We start from the raw sequence: 16,577 nt of genomic DNA on the forward strand, positions 1-16,577 counted from the left end.
GCGTTGTCATCTCTTTCGTACCACCACGAAGTCGGCGAGCCCGGTGAGCTGTTCCCTCACCCGGTGGGGCATGTCGACGGCGTGCAGCGCCTCGATGGCGATCGCGTGCTGACGACGGGCTTCCTCGGCGGTCCACTCGCGGCCGCCCGCCTCCTCGATGAGTGCCGCGCGGGCGGCGAACTCCTCTTCGGAGAAGCTGTCGAAGTGGTTGCTCCTGGCGTCGGCGGCGAGCAGTTCGCCCAGCCGGTCGGAGGCCGCGCCGCCCGCGGCGAGCGCCGCGACGACGGGCAGGGACTTCTTGCGCTGGCGCAGGTCGCTCCAGGTCTGCTTGCCGGTGGCCTCCGGGTCGCCCCAGATGCCGAGGAGATCGTCGACGGCCTGGAAGGCGAGCCCGAGGTGGTAGCCGTACGCCTCCAGGGTGTCGGCGGTACGGTCGTCGGCGCCGCCGAGCACCGCGCCGATGGAGACGGCGCAGGCCAGCAGGGCGCCGGTCTTGTTGCCCTCCATCTCCAGGCACTCCTCGACGGTGACCCGTTCCCGGTGCTCGTAGGAGATGTCCTGGGCCTGCCCGTCGATGAGCTTGCGGGTGGCGGTGGTCAGCCGACGGGCCGCGCGGCCCGCCTCGACGGTGCCGAGCTCCAGCAGCAGGTCGTAGGCGAGCGCGAAGAGCGCGTCGCCGACCAGGATCGCCTGGGCCGGGCCGTGCACCTTCCACACGGTGTCGCGGTGGCGGCGCTGCTCGTCGCCGTCCATCAGGTCGTCGTGCAGCAGCGAGAAGTTGTGCACGAGTTCGACGGCCACCGCGCCGGGGATGCCGGCCTCGGCGGGGGCGCCCGCCGCCTCGGCGGACAGCAGGGCGAGCGCGGGGCGCACGGCCTTGCCGCCGTCGCCGTCCGAGGGCCGTCCCTCCGCGTCGATCCAGCCGAAGTGGTAGGCGGCGACGGTGTCCATGGGCGGCGCGAGCCGGCCCACGGCAGCCCGCAGGACCGGCGCTGACAGGGCTCGTCCACGCTCCAGAAGCGCGGTGACGTCCGCGGTGTCCGCCACGGTGTCGAAAGCCGGATTCGCCGGGGTCACAGACTCTCCTCTTGTTCCGGTGGTACTGCTCATGCCGCCTCCTGCAGCGGATGTCCTGGGGGGCGGCCGAGGCCGTGGAGCGCCGCGTCGGCGGCGCCGGCGCCGCTGCGCACGGCACCCTCCATCGTCGCGGGCCAGCCGGTGTCGGTCCAGGCCCCCGCCAGCTGGAGGCCGGGCAGCCGGGTACGGGGGCCGGGGCGCAGCCGCCCGACGCCCGGGGCGGGCGCGAAGGTGGCGGTGCGCTCCCGGGTGACGAAGAAGTCGCGGATGCCGGCGCCGCGGGCGGCGGGGAGCAGCCGCTCCAGCTCCGGCAGGTAGCGGGAGCGCAGTTCGGCGACGGGGAGGTCGATCTCGTCCTGGGCGGCCGACTGCGAGAGGGCCAGGTACTGCCCGGGTCCGGTGAGGCCCGAGGAGTGGGTGCGGTCGAAGACCCACTGGACCGGGGAGCCGATGGCGGCGAAGAACGGCCTACTCAGCACCTTGCGGTCGTAGACGACGTGCACGTTGAGAATGGGCGCGTTGTCGATGTCGAGCAGCAGGTCCGGTTCGTCCAGCGCGCCCTTGGGCAGCAGGTCGTGGGTCTCGGTCTGCGGCACGGCCAGCACGACAGTGTCGGCGGTGATCCGCTCCCCCGCGCTCTCGACGCTCCAGCGGCCGTCCTCGGTGCGGGTCAGGGAGCCGGCCTTGGCGCGCAGTTCGGTGCGGACGCCCGCGGTGTCCAGGGCCTTGCGGGCGAGGGTGTCGTGCAGCTCGCCGAGCGGCACGGTGGCCCAGCCGATGTCGGCGGCGCCGGGCTCGGAGAGCAGGCCGGTCTTGAAGACCTTCGCCGCGAGCGCCATGGAGGCGTTCGGGGCGGTGGCGTTCAGGGTGGCGACGCCGACGAGGTCCCAGAGGGCCTCGATCGTGCGCTCCGACTGGCCGTGCCGCCGCAGCCAGGTCGCGAAGTCGACGCGGTCGAGCTCGGGGTCGGCGGGGTCCAGGCGGGAGAGCGCGAGGGCGGCGCGGCCCACGCTCGCCTTCTCGACGAGCGAGAGGTGGGGATAGGCGGCGAGGCCGCCGGCCAGGTGCAGTGGCACCGGCAGGTTGGTGCGGCGCAGCCGTCCCAGGCGCGGTCCCGCGGTCCGGCCGACGTCCAGCACGGGCACGTCCAGGCGGTCCTGGAGCGGGGCCAGGCGGGCGGCGTCGATCCGGTCGAGGAACCAGCGGTAGCCGGTGCAGCAGCGCAGATAGACGTGCTGGCCGTTGTCGACGGTGAGGTCGCCGCGCTGGAAGGAGAAGGCGAGGCCGCCGAGGCGGGGCCGTCCTTCCAGGAGGGTCACGTCGAGTCCGGCGTCGGCGAGGCGGAGCGCCGCCGTGACACCGGCGAGGCCACCGCCGACGACGACGGCGGCAGGGCGCGGGCTCTCGTCGTTCATGCGTGCCCCTCTCGCCGGGTCGGTGCCGTCCGCCGGGTTCTCACCCTGAAGATCGTCGCAGTCAGTGACGCGTCGGGCCACTGGAGGGTTGCCCAGGAGCCGGAGCCGCGAAGACGCATCAGGCTCGCCCCCTGGCGGTGAGCCGCGAGATGTGGCGGGCGTCCAGTCCGGACAGGCCGCGCACCGCGACGTAGGCCTTCTCGTGGCCGGGCAGCGAGACCCGTCCGCGCAGCACGGCCTCGGGGTCGCGCTCGATCCGGTCGAGGAGGCGGCGGTAGATCCCGGCCATCGCCGCGACACAGGCGCCGCTGCGGCGGTCGAGCATCGGCAGCAGCCGGTAGCCCTCCGCGAACAGGGCTCGGGCGCGGCGGACCTCGAAGTGGATGAGGCCCGCGAAGTCGGAGCCGGGGGGCGGGGTGGTCCGGTGGAAGCCGGCCGAGCAGCCGAATTTGGCCAGGTCGTCGGCGGGCAGGTAGGTGCGCCCGTTGCCGGCGTCCTCGCGGACGTCGCGCAGGATGTTGGTGAGCTGGAGGGCGAGGCCGAGGGTGTCGGCGTACTCCGCGGCGCGCTCGGCCCCGCGGATGCCCGGCGCGGTGCCGAAGACGCCGAGGCTGAGGCGCCCGATGGCTCCGGCGACGCACCGGCAGTAGGCTTTCAGGTCGTCCCAGGTCTCGTAGGTCGCGCCCCTGACGTCCATCAGGACGCCGTCGATCAGTTCGTCGAGCCCGCCGAGCGGCAGCGGGAACCGCTGGGCGGCGTCGGCGAGCGCGACGGCGACCGGGTCGGTGTCGTCCTCGTCGACCGCGTCCTTGCGGATCCGCTCCAGCAGCTCGCGGGTGCCCTCCAGCCGGGTCCGCTTGATCTCCGGGTCCAGCTCCCCGTCGCCGATGTCGTCGACACGACGGGAGAAGGCGTACAGCGCCGACATGGCCTGCCGCTTCTCGTACGGCAGCAGTCTGATGCCGTAGGCGAAGTTACGGGCCTGCTGTCCGGTGACGGCCTCGCAGTAACTGTATGCGGCCTGCACCGGCGGCGACATGTACGTCGTCTGTCCCTCCACGGTCCGGCTCACCTCTCTTCACGCGCTCTTCGCAAGACGATTCCCACTTCGCGCAGCAGGCTGGGCTTGGTGGGCTTGGGCGGTCCGGGCAGTACGTCGAACCCGGCGGCCGAGATCGCCGTGAGCGCGCTGCGGCCGCCCCCGACGAACCCGGCGAGGAGCAGTTTGAGCCTGCCGTTGACACTGCCCACCAGCGGGGGGCCTTCGTCCAGCAGTTCGCTCGCGCGCTGGGCCTCGTAGGCGATCAGGGCGCGCACGGAGGCTCCGGCGGAGGGCGCGGCCAGGTCGGATTCGGTGACCCGGAAGCGTTCCATGTCCTCGGCGGGCAGGTAGATCCGGTCACGTTCCAGGTCCTCGGCCACGTCCTGAAGATGCTCGACGATCTGGAGCGCGGTGCAGACCGCGTCGGAGCGGCGGATACGTTCCGGGCTCGCGGTGCCGGTGAGGGCGAGGACCAGGCGGCCGACCGGGTTCGCCGAGAGCTCGCAGTAGGCGGCGAGATCGGCGTAGGTGCCGTAGCGGCGGATCTTCTGGTCCTGGCGGTTGGCCTCGATCAGGCCGAGGAAGGGCTCGGGGGTGAGCGCGCGGCGCCGCACGGTGGGGCGCAGGTTGCGCAGCAGCGGGTGGTGCGGCTCCTCGGCGGTGGTGGCGAAGACCCGGTGGAGGTCGGTCTCGAAGGCGTCGAGCATGGCGAGGCGGTCGTCGCCGCGCTCCGGCTCCAGGCCGAGGTGGCGGGCGTCGGCGCCGCCGGGGGCGAGGTCGCCGTCGCCGATGTCGTCGACGAGCCGGGCGAAGCCGTAGACCGCCATCAGGTCGTCGCGCCAGGCGCGGGGCAGGAAGAAGGGCGCCACGGGGAAGTTCTCGTCCGCGGCCTTGCCGAGGGTGGCGTCGCCGATGCGCGTATCGGGGGTCGAGGTCACTGCCGACCGCCCGGCGCGGGGACGGCGAGACCACGCCGGAGCTGGAGATCTTCCGTCATTGCCGTCACATATCCCGTTCTACACTGCCGACCCAAAACAACCCTTTTCGGACACGCCGCTCAGCCTTCCGAGTGCACTGCGGCAGAGCGGCCGGTGCCGGGGCGTATCGCCCTACTTGCCATGAATCAGCACCGCTACAGCTTACGTTGTACAGCTCACAGGAGATCGGCGGGGTGGAGCGCCCGCCACCGCTTCCCGGCCGCTTCCGTCAACCTTCCCCGCGCGCGGCGGAATTGACGTCATCCGCCGGGAGGAGATCACCCCTGGGCCCTACTGCGGACGGTCCGCACGGTGCCGGGCACCGCGTGGCCCCCGCCGGATCGGGTCCGGCGGGGGCCACGGAGAACCTTCGGGCTACTTGCCCGTTTCGCGTTCGTAGGCCTTGAGGACTTCCTCGGTGGGGCCGTCCATCAGGAGTTCGCCCTTCTCCAGCCACAGCGCGCGGTCGCAGGTGTCCCTGATCGACTTGTTGTTGTGGCTGACCAGGAAGACGGTGCCCGCCTCCTTGCGCAGCTCGCGGATCCGCTCCTCGGAGCGGACCCGGAACTTGCGGTCACCGGTGGCGAGCGCCTCGTCGATCATCAGGACGTCGTGGTTCTTGGCGGCGGCGATCGAGAAGCGCAGCCGCGCCGCCATGCCGGAGGAGTACGTCCGCATCGGCAGGGTGATGAAGTCGCCCTTCTCGTTGATGCCGGAGAATTCCACGATGTCCTGGTAGCGCTGGCGGATCTCCTCCTGGCTCATGCCCATCGCCAGACCGCCGAGCACGACGTTGCGCTCACCGGTCAGATCGCTCATCAGCGCGGCGTTCACGCCGAGCAGCGAGGGCTGACCGTCCGTGTACACCTGGCCGGATTCGGTCGGCAGCAGGCCGGCGATGGCACGCAGCAGCGTCGACTTGCCGGAGCCGTTGGTGCCGATGAGGCCGATGGCCTCGCCGCGGTAGGCGGTGAAGGAGACGCCGCGCACGGCATGCACCTTCCGGACGCCGCGCGGCTCGCCCTTGCCCCGGCGCATCATGCGGCTCAGCGCGGCCGTGGCGCTGCCCCGGCCGCCGCCCGTGCCGTTGACCCGGTACACGATGTGCACATCGTCGGCGATCACCGTGGGGATGCGCCCCTGTGCGTTGTCCTCAGCCACGGCCGTACCGTTCCTCTGCCTTCCAGAAATACACGAATCCCACGACCCCGAACAGCAGGGCCCAGCCGAGGCCGACGGCCCAGACGTGGTCCGGCAGGTTCTCGGAGCCGTATCCGTCGATCAGGGCGAAGCGGACCAGGTCCATGTAGATCGCCGCGGGGTTGTACTGGAGCACGTCGGCGATCCAGGCCGGCTTGTCCTTGAGCATCACCGGGATGGAGAACATGACGCCCGAGGCGTACATCCAGGTCCGCATGACGAACGGCATCAGCTGCGCGAGGTCGGGGGTCTTGGAGCCGAACCGCGCCATGACAAGGGCCAGGCCGGTGTTGAAGAAGAACTGGAGAATCAGGGCGGGAATCACCAGCAGCCACGACAGCGAGGGGTAGCTGCCGAAGACGACGGCGACCACGACCAGCACGATCATCGAGAACAACAGCTGCTGGAGCTGCTGGAGCGAGAAGGAGATGGGCAGCGAGGCCCGGGGGAAGTGGAGCGCCCGCACCAGTCCGAGGTTTCCGGAGATCGCGCGGACACCCGCCATCACCGAGCTCTGGGTGAAGGTGAAGACGAAGACGCCGGTGACCAGGAACGGCACGAAGACGTCTTGGGGAATCCCCTCCCTGGTCCCCAGGATCAGCCCGAAGATCAGGTAATAGACCGCGGCGTTCAGCAGAGGCGTGACCACTTGCCACAGCTGGCCCAGTTTGGCCTGGCTGTACTGCGCGGTCAGCTTCGCCCGGGAGAAGGCCAGGATGAAGTGGCGTCGGCCCCAGAGCTGTCGCAGGTATGCGAACAGCCCCGGCCGGGCGCCGCTCACGGTCAGGCCGTACTTGGCGGCCAGCTGGGCCGCGCCGAGGCCCTCGTCGGCGGACGGAGGGGTCCCGAGGGCTACCCCACCGTCGTGGGTCGTGTCACTCACAAGTTGAAACTCTCGTCTTCACGCGCAGCCAGTCGCGGGCGCGGCTCAGGCGGACAGGTTCCGGAAAGAAAATACGCCTCATGCTCTCAGAGGAAAGCCTCTCAGATGACCGGAGGTCGGCCCAGCCTCGTCAGCCGCCACACCGTACGCCACTTCATCGGGCGCCGGGGCCCGCAGGGGGTCGACCAGCCTTCCCGAAATCCGCCGAACCATGCCTTCAGCGCGGGTGTCGAAGGACGTCTGACCAGGGTCAGCAGCAACCAGACCCCCAGGTAGAGGGGGACCAGCGGGGCGGGCAGGTTCCGGCGGGCGAGCCAGACCCGGTTGCGGGCGACCATGCGGTGGTAAACCGCGTGCCGGGACGGGGCGGTGGTGGGGTGGTTCAGCACCATGTCCGCCCGGTAGTCGATCATCCAGCCCGCGTCCAGCGCCCGCCAGGCCAGGTCCGTCTCCTCGTGGGCGTAGAAGAAGTCCTCCGGCAGCGGGCCCACCTCGGCGATGACCCGGGTGCGTACGGCGTTGGCGCCGCCCAGGAACGTCGTCACGCGCGAGGAACGCAGCGGGTCGGCGGCCCGCAGCCGGGGCACGTGCCGCCGCTGGGTGGCGCCGGTGTCCGGGTCGGCGATCCGGAAGGTGACGATCCCGAGCTTCGGATCGGCCGCGAACGCCTGCCGGCACAGCTCGGCGGTGTCCCGGTTCGGGAGCAGCCCGTCGTCGTCCAGGAAGAGCAGCGCTTCCACGTCCGTCCCGCAGGGGCCGAACGCCTCGATGCCGACATTGCGGCCGCCGGGGATGCCCAGGTTCTCGGGCAGTTCCACCGTGCGCACCCCGGCGGGCACCTCGGGGACCGGTGCTCCGTTGCCGACCACCACGACCTCGATCCGCTCACCGTGCTGGGCGGTGACCGAATCGAGGAGGGCGCGGAGCTCGTCCGGGCGGTTGCCCATGGTGATGATCACCGCGCCCAGTTTCATGGGGAAGGTCACTTCAGCCTGCTGGACGCGAGGACGGACACCAGATGCAGCAGGGTCTGCAGCAGCGCGATGCCGGCCATCACCGCCACGGTCAGACGGGTGTAGAAGAGGTCGCCCCCGATCGCGTCGATCACGGCCACCAGGAGGATCACCAGCGAGGCCTCGATGCCGAGGATCAGCCGGTGGAACTTGAGCGCCCCGGCCGCCCGGCGGGCCAGCGCCATGCCGGAGGAGCGCGGCTCGGAGGCCGCCTCCTTGACCGGCGGCATCCCGCCCTGGTGGCGGGCCACGCCGACCAGGTCCGTCTCGGCCTTGATCAGGATCGCGCCGAGCGCGGCGAGCGTCCCGAGGAACGCCCAGAGCCAGTCGATCCGGCCCTCGCCCCAGATGTCGGCGGCGCGCAGGCCGAGGCCGACGAGCACCGCCGCGTCGCAGAGATAGGCGGCGACCCGGTCCAGGTAGACCCCGCTGAGTGAGTACTGCTTCTTCCAGCGGGCCAGCTCGCCGTCCACGCAGTCGAACAGCAGGTAGAGCTGGACCATCACCACGCCGAGCACGGCGCCCCAGACGCCCGGCACCAGCAGCGCCGGGGCGGCCAGGGCACCGGCCAGCGTCATCACGTACGTGACCTGGTTGGGCGTGATGCGGGTGTTGACCAGGTAGCGGTCCACGCGCAACGAGACCTCGCGCATGTACATGCGCCCGGCCCAGTGCTCGCCGCTGCGCCGGTCCTTCACGCCCGGGGGGTGAACGACCGGACGGAGTTCAGCTACTGATGGTCGAGGCATAGTCGGCGTACGCGTCCCTGATCTGGTCGGTGGACAGGTTGAGGTGCTCCAGGACCGTGAAGCGTCCCGGGCGCGTCTGCGGCGCGTAGTCGACGGCCTTCACGAACTCGTCGACGCTGAACCCGATCTCCTCCGGCAGGACCGGCAGACCGTGGCGGCGCAGTATCGATGCCATCAGGAGGGACTCCTGATGGGCACCGCGCAGATGCATGGCGAAGCAGGCGCCGAGGCCGACCTGTTCGCCGTGGCTGGCCGCGCGCTGGGGGTAGAGAAGGTCGAAGGCGTGGTTGATCTCGTGGCAGGCGCCGGAAGCCGGGCGGGAGTCGCCCGCGACCGACATCGAGATGCCGGTCAGCACGAGCCCCTCGGCCAGCACCTTCAGGAAGGCGTCGTCGCCGACCCCGCCGGGGTGGCGCAGCACGGCCTCGCCCGCCTGGCGGGCCATCGCGGCCGCCAGACCGTCGATCTCCTCGCCGTTGACCTCGTGGGCCAGCTCCCAGTCGGCGACGCAGGAGATGTTCGAGATCGCGTCACCGATGCCTGAACGGACGTAACGGGCGGGCGCCTCACGGATCACGTCGAGGTCGATGACCACGGCGATCGGGGTGGGGACCCCGTAGGAGCCGCGCCCGTTGTCATTGTCCAGCGTGGCGACCGGCGAGCACAGTCCGTCGTGCGAGAGGTTCGTCGCGACGGCGACCATGGGCAGCCCGACCCGCGCCGCGGCGTACTTCGCCACGTCGATGATCTTGCCGCCGCCGAGGCCGACGACGGCGTCGTACCGGTTGCCCTTGATGCCGTCGGCGAGCTTCACCGCCGAGTCGATCGTGCCGTCGGACACCGGATACCAGTCGGCACCGGGCAGGACCGGGGCGAGCCTCTCCCGCAGGGCGCGCCCGGAGCCGTCACTGATCGCGATGGCGAGCTTGCCGGAGGAGGAGATCCGCTGATCGGCCAGGAGACCCGCCAGATCGTCCATGGCGCCGCGCCGGATGTCGACGACGACCGGGGACGGAATGAGCCGGGTCAGTACTGGCACGCGATCTCACGGCCCTTCTCGAGGTCGTCGTGGTTGTCGATCTCGACCCAGGTCACGGTGCCGATGGGGGCCACGTCGACGGTGAAGCCGCGGTTCACGAGCTCCTGGTAGCCGTCCTCGTAGTAGAGGTCGGGGTCGCGCTCGAAGGTGGTCCTCAGCGCGTCCGCCAGCTCCTCGGCGGCCTCGGCCTCGATGAGGGTGACACCGATGTACTCACCGGTCGCGGTGGCCGGGTCCATCAGCTTGGTGACGCGCCGGACGCCCTTGCCCTCCTCGGTGATGACCTTCATCTCCTCGTCGGCGAGGACCTTCTCGGTGTCCAGGGCGAGGATGATCTTCTGACCCTTGCCGCGGGCGTCCAGGAGGGTCTTCTCGACGGAGACCGGGTGCACGGTGTCGCCGTTGGCGAGGATCACGCCACGCTTGATGACGTCACGGGCGCACCACAGGGAGTAGGCGTTGTTCCACTCCTCGGCCTTGTCGTTGTCGATGAGCGTGAGGGTGACGCCGTAGGTCGCTTCCAGCTCGGCCTTGCGGGCGTAGACGGCCTCCTTGCGGTAGCCGACGACGATCGCGACCTCGGTGAGCCCGACCTCGGCGAAGTTGGCGAGCGTGAGGTCGAGGACCGTCTTGTCGCCGTCGACAGGGACGAGCGCCTTGGGAAGCGTGTCCGTGTAGGGGCGCAGACGTCGTCCTGCACCGGCTGCCAGTACGAGGCCGATCATGCGAGTTCTCCTTCGTCGTGTACGGCGGGGGCCGAGGAGGACACCCAGAAGCGGATGGACTCCACGAGCACCACCAGAGCCACGGCGACCGCGAGCGCGGTCAGGGCCGTGGTGAAACCTGAGGTGTGGGTGAGTACGGCGGCGAGGACGGCCACCAGCGCGGTGCGGCCCTCGTGTCCACCGATCGTCCGCACCAGCCACTGGGGCGGCGCGCCGGTGCCCCCGCGAATGCGGTACACCGTGTCGTAGTGATGGTAGGCGACGGCCGAGACGAGTCCGAAGGCCGCCGGAACGGCGTGCGGGACGTCGCTGCGGGCTGCCAGCACGAGGATCGTGACGTACTCCGCGGCCCGGAAGAACGGGGGCACGAGCCAGTCCAGCGCACCCTTGAGCGGGCGGGCGACGGCGAGGCCGGAGAGCAGGACGTACACCGCCGCGGCAGCGACGGTGAGCCAACTGCCGTACGGGAGGAAGAGGGCGCCGCCGACCATCACGAGGGTGGCGAGCAGGGCGAGCGCCGGGGCCGTGAACGCGCCCCGGAGCCCGGGGGCGACGGCGGCGACGGCCTGGGCTAGCGGGCCCGAGTCGGCGAGCTCCGCCAGCGCCCGTGCGGCACGATCGGTGCGACTGGCCCGGCGGGTCAGCGAGCGCAGCAGGCGGCCCGCCGTGGTGTAGCAGGCGGCCAGGGAGCAGCCGACGAGCAGGGCGTAGAAGACGATACGGGGGGTGGTGAGCGCGGTGAGCACGGCGATCATGGCCCAGCGCTCACCGATCGGCAGCACGATCATCCGCCGCAACCAGACCGTCCAGCCGACGTTGTCGAGCTTGTCGGAGAGGGCGGCGGTGGGACTGGTGTTGGCGACCGCGTCGTGGTTGGCCTCGTTGAACGAGAAGTCCACGACATGGCGACAGGCCTGGAGGACCATCGCGCCGAGCGCGAGGACCCATACATCGTCACCTCCGCCGCGTACGGCGCCGATGGCGAGCCCGGCGTAGTACGCGTACTCCTTGGCCCGGTCGAAGGTGGCGTCCAGCCAGGCGCCCATCGTGGAGTACCGCAGCGAGTAGCGGGCGAGCTGCCCGTCGGTGCAGTCCAGGACGAAGGAGACCAGGAGCAGGATCCCGGCGGCGACGTAACCGCCCCGGGTTCCGGTGGCCGCCGCGCCCGCCGCGATGAGGGCGGTGATCAGGGACGCGGTGGTGACCTGGTTCGGGGTGAGGTTGCGGCGGGCGCACCAGCGGGCGATGTAGCGGGAGTAGGGGCTGATGCAGTACGTGGTGAAGAAGCCGTCGTGGGCCTTCACCGCGTTACGCAGCCGTACCGCCTCGTCGTCGACCGAGGAGAGGCCCGCCTCGGCGGCGGCCTGCTGCTCCGGGTCCGTGGGGACGGCCGCGACGAGCGAGCCGAGGGCGGGGCGCTGTACGGCGGTGCCCTCGGCCTCCAGCGCGACGGCGATCCGGCCGGGGACGGTGCGGTCCTCGGGCGCGGGGTCGGCCTCCGGCTCGACGACCGGCGCGCCCGCGCCGACCGCGGCGGCCGTGCGGTGCAGGGCGCGCAGCAGGGCTCCGCGCGCCTCGGGCTGGGCGGTGAGAGCGCCGGGAACGGTGGCGGCGGGGAAGCGCGGGTCGGTCAGCCCGAGCCGCAGCGCGTGGACGTGGCCCACGAAACGCGGGTCGACGAGGGCGACCCGGCGGCCGGCCGGGACGGCGGCGAGGAGCGTTGCGGCGTCACCGGCGTCGGCGGCGCTCTGCACGTCGAAGCCCAGGGACCGCAGATCGTCCGCGAGCGGCGACCCGGGTACCGGCGTACCGGTGAGAATGGCGGTCGACAGACGAACTCACTCCTTGGCACTGACGTGGACGACACACACGCGGCGGCACAGCCATGAGGCGGGCCGGCGGCGTGTCGGCTGAGGCTATCGGATGAACGGAAGGCTGAGTTCACCGCCCGTTTGTGCGCTGTACGGGTGGACCTGCGGGCCCGGACGGCGTTGGCGATCATCATCATCGATCGGGGGCCCGGCCCACAAACCGTCGGCCGATGCCGGTGAGCGGGACCCTTAGGCTGACGGTCATGACATGGCTGATCACGGGCGGGGCTGGATACATCGGGGCACATGTGGCGCGGGCCATGGTCGCGGCGGGCGAGCGGGTCGTGGTGCTCGACGACCGCTCCAGCGGCGTCGTGGACCGGTTGCCGGACGCCGTCACGTTGGTGGAGGGTTCGGCCTCCGACCGGACCCTGCTGGACCGGGTGCTGGCCGGCCACCCGGTGAGCGGTGTGGTGCATCTCGCGGCGAAGAAGCAGGTCGGCGAGTCCGTGGAGAAGCCGCTGCTCTACTACCGGGAGAACGTGGCCGGGCTGGCCGTCCTGCTGGAGGCCGTGGTCGCGGCGGGGGTGCCGCGTTTCCTGTTCTCGTCCTCGGCGGCCGTCTACGGCGTACCGGACGTGGACCTCATCACGGAGGAGACGCCCTGTCTCCCGATCAACCCGTACGGCGAGACCAAGCTCGCCGGTGAGTGGCTGGTGCGGGCCGCCGGGAAGGCGCACGGGCTCTCGACCGCCTGTCTGCGGTACTTCAACGTGGCGGGTGCCGCCGCACCGGAGCTCGCGGACACCGGGGTGTTCAACATCGTGCCGATGATGTTCGAGCGGCTGACGCGCGGCGAGGCCCCGCGGATCTTCGGTGACGACTACCCGACGCCGGACGGCACCTGCGTCCGTGACTACATCCATGTCGCCGATCTGGCGGAGGCGCATCTCGCCGTCGCCCGGCGGCTGGAGGGAGCGGGCGCCGGCGATCTGACGCTGAACGTCGGCCGGGGCAGGGGCGTCTCGGTGCGGGAGCTGGCCGAGGTGATCGGGGAGGTGACGGGCCACGGCCCGAAGCCGGTGGTCGAGGCGCGCCGGGCCGGTGACGCGCCGAAGGCGGTGGCGTCCGCCGCGCGGATCACCGAGGAGCTGGGCTGGACGGCGCGCCGGGGCGTACGCGAGATGGTGGAGTCGGCCTGGGAAGGCTGGTGCCTGCGCCACCCCGAGGCTCGTCCGTGATCGGTCCCGCGTGGCGTCGATGATCGTGCCAACGCTCTGACCTGCGAAACGTTTCCGCAGGTCAGAGCATATGACAACGGTGTTCAGTGCCGTGTTGCCCGGTACCCCCCACCCGTAGTTCACTGGCCATGCCGGGGCGGTTTCATCCCGGCGCCGTCGCACGGACCTGGAGGCGTTTCGCATGGGGGTTGGCCACGATCACGGGCATACGCACGGCGGTCCGCCTCCGACGGGCACGGCGGCCGCCGCGTACCGGGGCAGGCTCCGGGTGGCCCTGGCGATCACGCTGAGCGTGATGGTCATGGAGATCATCGGTGGGGTGCTCTCCGACTCGCTGGCCCTGATCGCGGACGCCGCCCACATGGCCACCGACGCCCTGGGGCTCGGGATGGCGCTGCTCGCCATCCACTTCGCCAACCGTCCGGCCGGGCCGAACCGCACCTTCGGCTTCGCCCGCGCGGAGATCCTGGCGGCGCTCGCGAACTGTCTGCTGCTGTTGGGCGTCGGCGCCTTTCTGGTCTTCGAGGCGGTCGAGCGGTTCATCACTCCCGCCGAGACGAAGGGCGGTCTCGCCATCGCGTTCGCCGCCGTCGGCCTGGTGGCCAACATCGTCTCGCTCTCCCTGCTGACGCGCGGGCAGAAGGAGAGCCTGAATGTGCGGGGCGCCTATCTGGAGGTGCTGGCCGACACTCTGGGCTCGCTCGCCGTGATCATCTCGGCGGGCGTCATCATGGCGACCGGCTGGCAGCCCGCCGACCCGATCGCCTCCCTGGTGATCGGCCTGATGATCGTCCCCCGGACCGTGAAGCTGCTGCGGGAGACCCTGAACGTACTCCTGGAGGCGGCGCCCAAGGGTGTGGACATGGCGGAGGTGCGGGCCCACATCACGGAGCTGCCCGGGGTCCTGGACGTCCACGACCTGCACGCCTGGACGATCACCTCGGGGATGCCGGTGCTCTCCGCCCATGTGGTGGTGCGTCAGGAGATGCTCGACTCGATAGGGCACGAGAAGGTGCTGCACGAGTTGCAGGGCTGCCTCGGGGACCACTTCGACGTGGAGCACTGCACCTTCCAGCTGGAGCCGAGCGGCCACGCGGAGCACGAGGCGCGGCTCTGCCACTGAGGCGCCCGGCGCGGGGCGGGGCGGGCCGACCCGCGCCGGGGCAGTGTTAGTGTGGATTCGCTGAGACGTTCGAGTCTCGCGGTGGAGTGGAACCCGGTGTCACCGGGACCCTTTCGAGAGGAGCTGAGGTTGATGACGGTCGCGACGACGCCTGCCCGGCACGGCAATCGGTCCTTCCTCATCTCCCGGGTTTCCGGCTAGGTCCTTCTTCTCGGATCGGGTCGGAGCCCTCACACCCAAGGGTTCCCACGTTGACCGACCACACGGACAACGCCTCGCGCACCGAGGCCTTCTTCACACTGCACCACCGTCTTCCCCGGCAGAGCCCCGGCTCCGACGCGACCACGCGTCGGCTGCTCGCTCTCGCCGGCCCACTGCCCGACCGCCCGCGCGTCCTCGACCTGGGCTGCGGTCCGGGCCGGGCCGCCCTGCTGCTCGCCGCCGAGGCGGGCGCCGAGGTGACCGCGGTCGACCTGCACCAGCCGTTCCTGGACCAGCTGCGCGAGGCGGCCGGGGCCCGTGGCCTCGACGATCGCGTCCGTACCGTCCGGGCGGACATGGGCGACCTCACCGGGCCCGAGTTCCCTGCGGGGTCCTTCGACCTGATCTGGGCCGAGGGCTCCGCGTACTGCGTCGGATTCGACACCGCCGTCCGCGACTGGCAGCGCCTACTGGCCCCGGGCGGCACGATGATGATCTCCGAGTGCGTCTGGACCACGGACGCGCCGTCCGCCGGGGCGCGCGGATTCTGGGACCGCAACGGCTCCCTGCGCACTCTGCCGGAGACCATCGCGGCGGCCGTCGCCGGTGGCTGCGCCGTCGGCGCCGTACTGGTCCAGCCCGAGAGCGACTGGGACGAGTACTACGTACCGCTGGCCGAACGGGTCGGGAGCGCCGACCCGGGCGCTCCCGGCATGGCGTGGGCGCTCGCGGCCACCCGTGAGGAGCTGGCGGTGCGGCGGGAGCACGGCACGGAGTACGGCTACGCCGCGTATGTGCTGCGCCCCGCCGATCCCCGGTGGACCACCCGTCCGGAGACACCGGCCGACCGTGCGGCCGTGCACGCGGTCAACACGGCCGCGTTCCCGACCCCGGACGAGGCGGACCTCGTGGACTCCCTGCGGGCCGACGCGGAGGCCTGGCTGCCGGAGCTGAGCCACGTCGCCGAGGCCCCGGACGGGTCCGTCGCGGCGTACGCGCTGCTGACCCGCTGCCGGGTCGGCGACGCCCCGGCGCTCGCCCTGGCCCCGGTGGCCACCTCTCCCGCGTACCAGCGGCAGGGTGCGGGGCAGGCAGTGGTGCGGGCGGTCCTGGATGCCGCCCGGGTGCGCGGTGAGGCGCTGGTGCTGGTGCTCGGTCATCCCGAGTACTACCCGCGCTTCGGTTTCGTGCCGGCCTCACGGTACGGAATCCGGCCAGGTTTCGAGGTGCCGGACGAGGCCATGATGGCCCTCGTACTGGACGATTCCGTCCCTGTTCCGGCGGGCATGATCCGTTATCCGGCGGCCTTCGGGGTCTGATGACCCGTCCGTCCCGCCGCGCTCGGGGGCCGCGGCGGGCCGGACATCCCCGGACCCGCAGTGCGGACAAGCGGCTTTTGTACGGCAGACTTGACCGGACTCCAGGGGTCCGGCGCACAAGGCCGGGGACCAAAGCGAAGGATGGGTATGCCGACCACACCAGCCACCGCGACGCACAGCTCGTCGAACGGCACCGCAGAAGCGATCATGCTCGAACTGGTCGACGAGAACGGCACCACGATCGGCACCGCGGAGAAGTTGGCGGCCCACCAGGCCCCCGGGCAGCTGCACCGCGCGTTCTCCGTGTTCCTCTTCGACGAGCAGGGGCGCCTCCTGCTCCAGCGCCGGGCACTTGGCAAGTACCACTCCCCCGGCGTCTGGTCGAACACCTGCTGCGGGCACCCCTATCCGGGCGAGGCCCCGTTCGCGGCCGCCGCCCGGCGTACGTACGAGGAACTGGGGCTCTCCCCCTCGCTGCTGGCCGAGGCCGGTACGGTCCGCTACAACCACCCGGACCCCGCATCGGGTCTGGTGGAGCAGGAGTTCAACCACCTGTTCGTGGGGATGGCGCAGACGGCGCTGAAGCCTGACCCCGAGGAGGTCGGGGAGACGGCCTTCGTGACGGCGGCGGAGCTTGCGGAGCGGCACGCGCAGGCGCCGTTCTCGGCGTGGTTCATGACGGTGCTGGACGCGGCACGGCCGGCGATCCGTGAGCTGACGGGCCCCTCCGCGGGCTGGTGAACACTGGCTCGTATCCGTACG

At 71.4% G+C, this 16,577-nt stretch carries 15 protein-coding genes; 4 read left to right on the plus strand and 11 right to left on the minus strand.

What is annotated here, in order from left to right:
* Positions 1-6: 6 nt before the first annotated feature.
* From ACZ60Q_RS31855 to ACZ60Q_RS31905, 11 genes are all read right to left on the minus strand, one after another.
* The gene (locus tag ACZ60Q_RS31855) at positions 7-1,110 is read right to left on the minus strand and encodes a polyprenyl synthetase family protein (protein WP_469641032.1); all 1,104 of its coding nucleotides are present in this window, start codon (positions 1,108-1,110) and stop codon (positions 7-9) included.
* Positions 1,107-2,492, minus strand: coding sequence for a hydroxysqualene dehydroxylase HpnE (gene hpnE, locus ACZ60Q_RS31860; RefSeq protein WP_469641033.1), 1,386 nt, complete (start codon positions 2,490-2,492; stop codon positions 1,107-1,109). The genes ACZ60Q_RS31855 and hpnE overlap by 4 nt, the downstream gene beginning before the upstream one ends.
* A gap of 118 nt (positions 2,493-2,610) precedes the next feature.
* Positions 2,611-3,531: a presqualene diphosphate synthase HpnD gene (gene hpnD, locus ACZ60Q_RS31865; RefSeq protein WP_469641098.1), complete on the minus strand. Its 921-nt coding sequence runs from the start codon at positions 3,529-3,531 to the stop codon at positions 2,611-2,613.
* 29 nt (positions 3,532-3,560) lie between these two features.
* Positions 3,561-4,472, minus strand: a complete 912-nt coding sequence (hpnC, locus tag ACZ60Q_RS31870) for a squalene synthase HpnC (RefSeq protein WP_469641034.1) — start codon at positions 4,470-4,472, stop codon at positions 3,561-3,563.
* A gap of 414 nt (positions 4,473-4,886) precedes the next feature.
* A complete protein-coding gene (locus tag ACZ60Q_RS31875; protein WP_469641035.1) occupies positions 4,887-5,672 on the minus strand; it encodes an ABC transporter ATP-binding protein in 786 nt (261 codons plus the stop codon).
* The gene (locus ACZ60Q_RS31880) at positions 5,665-6,594 is read right to left on the minus strand and encodes an ABC transporter permease (protein ID WP_469641036.1); all 930 of its coding nucleotides are present in this window, start codon (positions 6,592-6,594) and stop codon (positions 5,665-5,667) included. Before ACZ60Q_RS31880 ends, ACZ60Q_RS31875 begins: the two co-directional genes overlap by 8 nt.
* Positions 6,595-6,695: 101 nt before the next feature.
* Complete coding sequence (locus ACZ60Q_RS31885; protein WP_469641099.1) at positions 6,696-7,568, minus strand: glycosyltransferase family 2 protein; 873 nt, start codon at positions 7,566-7,568, stop codon at positions 6,696-6,698.
* Positions 7,569-7,576: 8 nt separating this feature from the next.
* Positions 7,577-8,356, minus strand: a complete 780-nt coding sequence (locus tag ACZ60Q_RS31890) for a CDP-alcohol phosphatidyltransferase family protein (protein ID WP_469641037.1) — start codon at positions 8,354-8,356, stop codon at positions 7,577-7,579.
* Positions 8,334-9,395, minus strand: a complete 1,062-nt coding sequence (locus ACZ60Q_RS31895; RefSeq protein ID WP_469641038.1) for an iron-containing alcohol dehydrogenase family protein — start codon at positions 9,393-9,395, stop codon at positions 8,334-8,336. Before ACZ60Q_RS31895 ends, ACZ60Q_RS31890 begins: the two co-directional genes overlap by 23 nt.
* Positions 9,383-10,120, minus strand: coding sequence for a phosphocholine cytidylyltransferase family protein (locus ACZ60Q_RS31900; protein WP_469641039.1), 738 nt, complete (start codon positions 10,118-10,120; stop codon positions 9,383-9,385). The genes ACZ60Q_RS31895 and ACZ60Q_RS31900 overlap by 13 nt, the downstream gene beginning before the upstream one ends.
* On the minus strand, positions 10,117-11,874 hold the full coding sequence (locus ACZ60Q_RS31905) for a DUF5941 domain-containing protein (protein ID WP_469641040.1): 1,758 nt from the start codon (positions 11,872-11,874) through the stop codon (positions 10,117-10,119). Before ACZ60Q_RS31905 ends, ACZ60Q_RS31900 begins: the two co-directional genes overlap by 4 nt.
* A 320-nt stretch (positions 11,875-12,194) precedes the next feature.
* Here ACZ60Q_RS31905 and galE point away from each other — a divergent pair, with 320 nt between their 5' ends.
* The 4 genes from galE (at position 12,195) to idi (ending at position 16,556) form a co-directional block, all read left to right on the plus strand.
* A complete protein-coding gene (galE, locus tag ACZ60Q_RS31910) occupies positions 12,195-13,172 on the plus strand; it encodes a UDP-glucose 4-epimerase GalE (RefSeq protein WP_469641041.1) in 978 nt (325 codons plus the stop codon).
* A gap of 181 nt (positions 13,173-13,353) precedes the next feature.
* On the plus strand, positions 13,354-14,295 hold the full coding sequence (locus tag ACZ60Q_RS31915; RefSeq protein ID WP_469641042.1) for a cation diffusion facilitator family transporter: 942 nt from the start codon (positions 13,354-13,356) through the stop codon (positions 14,293-14,295).
* A gap of 251 nt (positions 14,296-14,546) precedes the next feature.
* Positions 14,547-15,815, plus strand: a complete 1,269-nt coding sequence (locus ACZ60Q_RS31920) for a GNAT family N-acetyltransferase (protein ID WP_469641043.1) — start codon at positions 14,547-14,549, stop codon at positions 15,813-15,815.
* 147 nt (positions 15,816-15,962) lie between these two features.
* Entirely contained in the window at positions 15,963-16,556 is a 594-nt protein-coding gene (gene idi, locus ACZ60Q_RS31925; protein ID WP_469641044.1) for an isopentenyl-diphosphate Delta-isomerase, read from the plus strand.
* Positions 16,557-16,577: the final 21 nt, after the last annotated feature.

Source organism: Streptomyces sp. NPDC104313 (assembly GCF_055583985.1).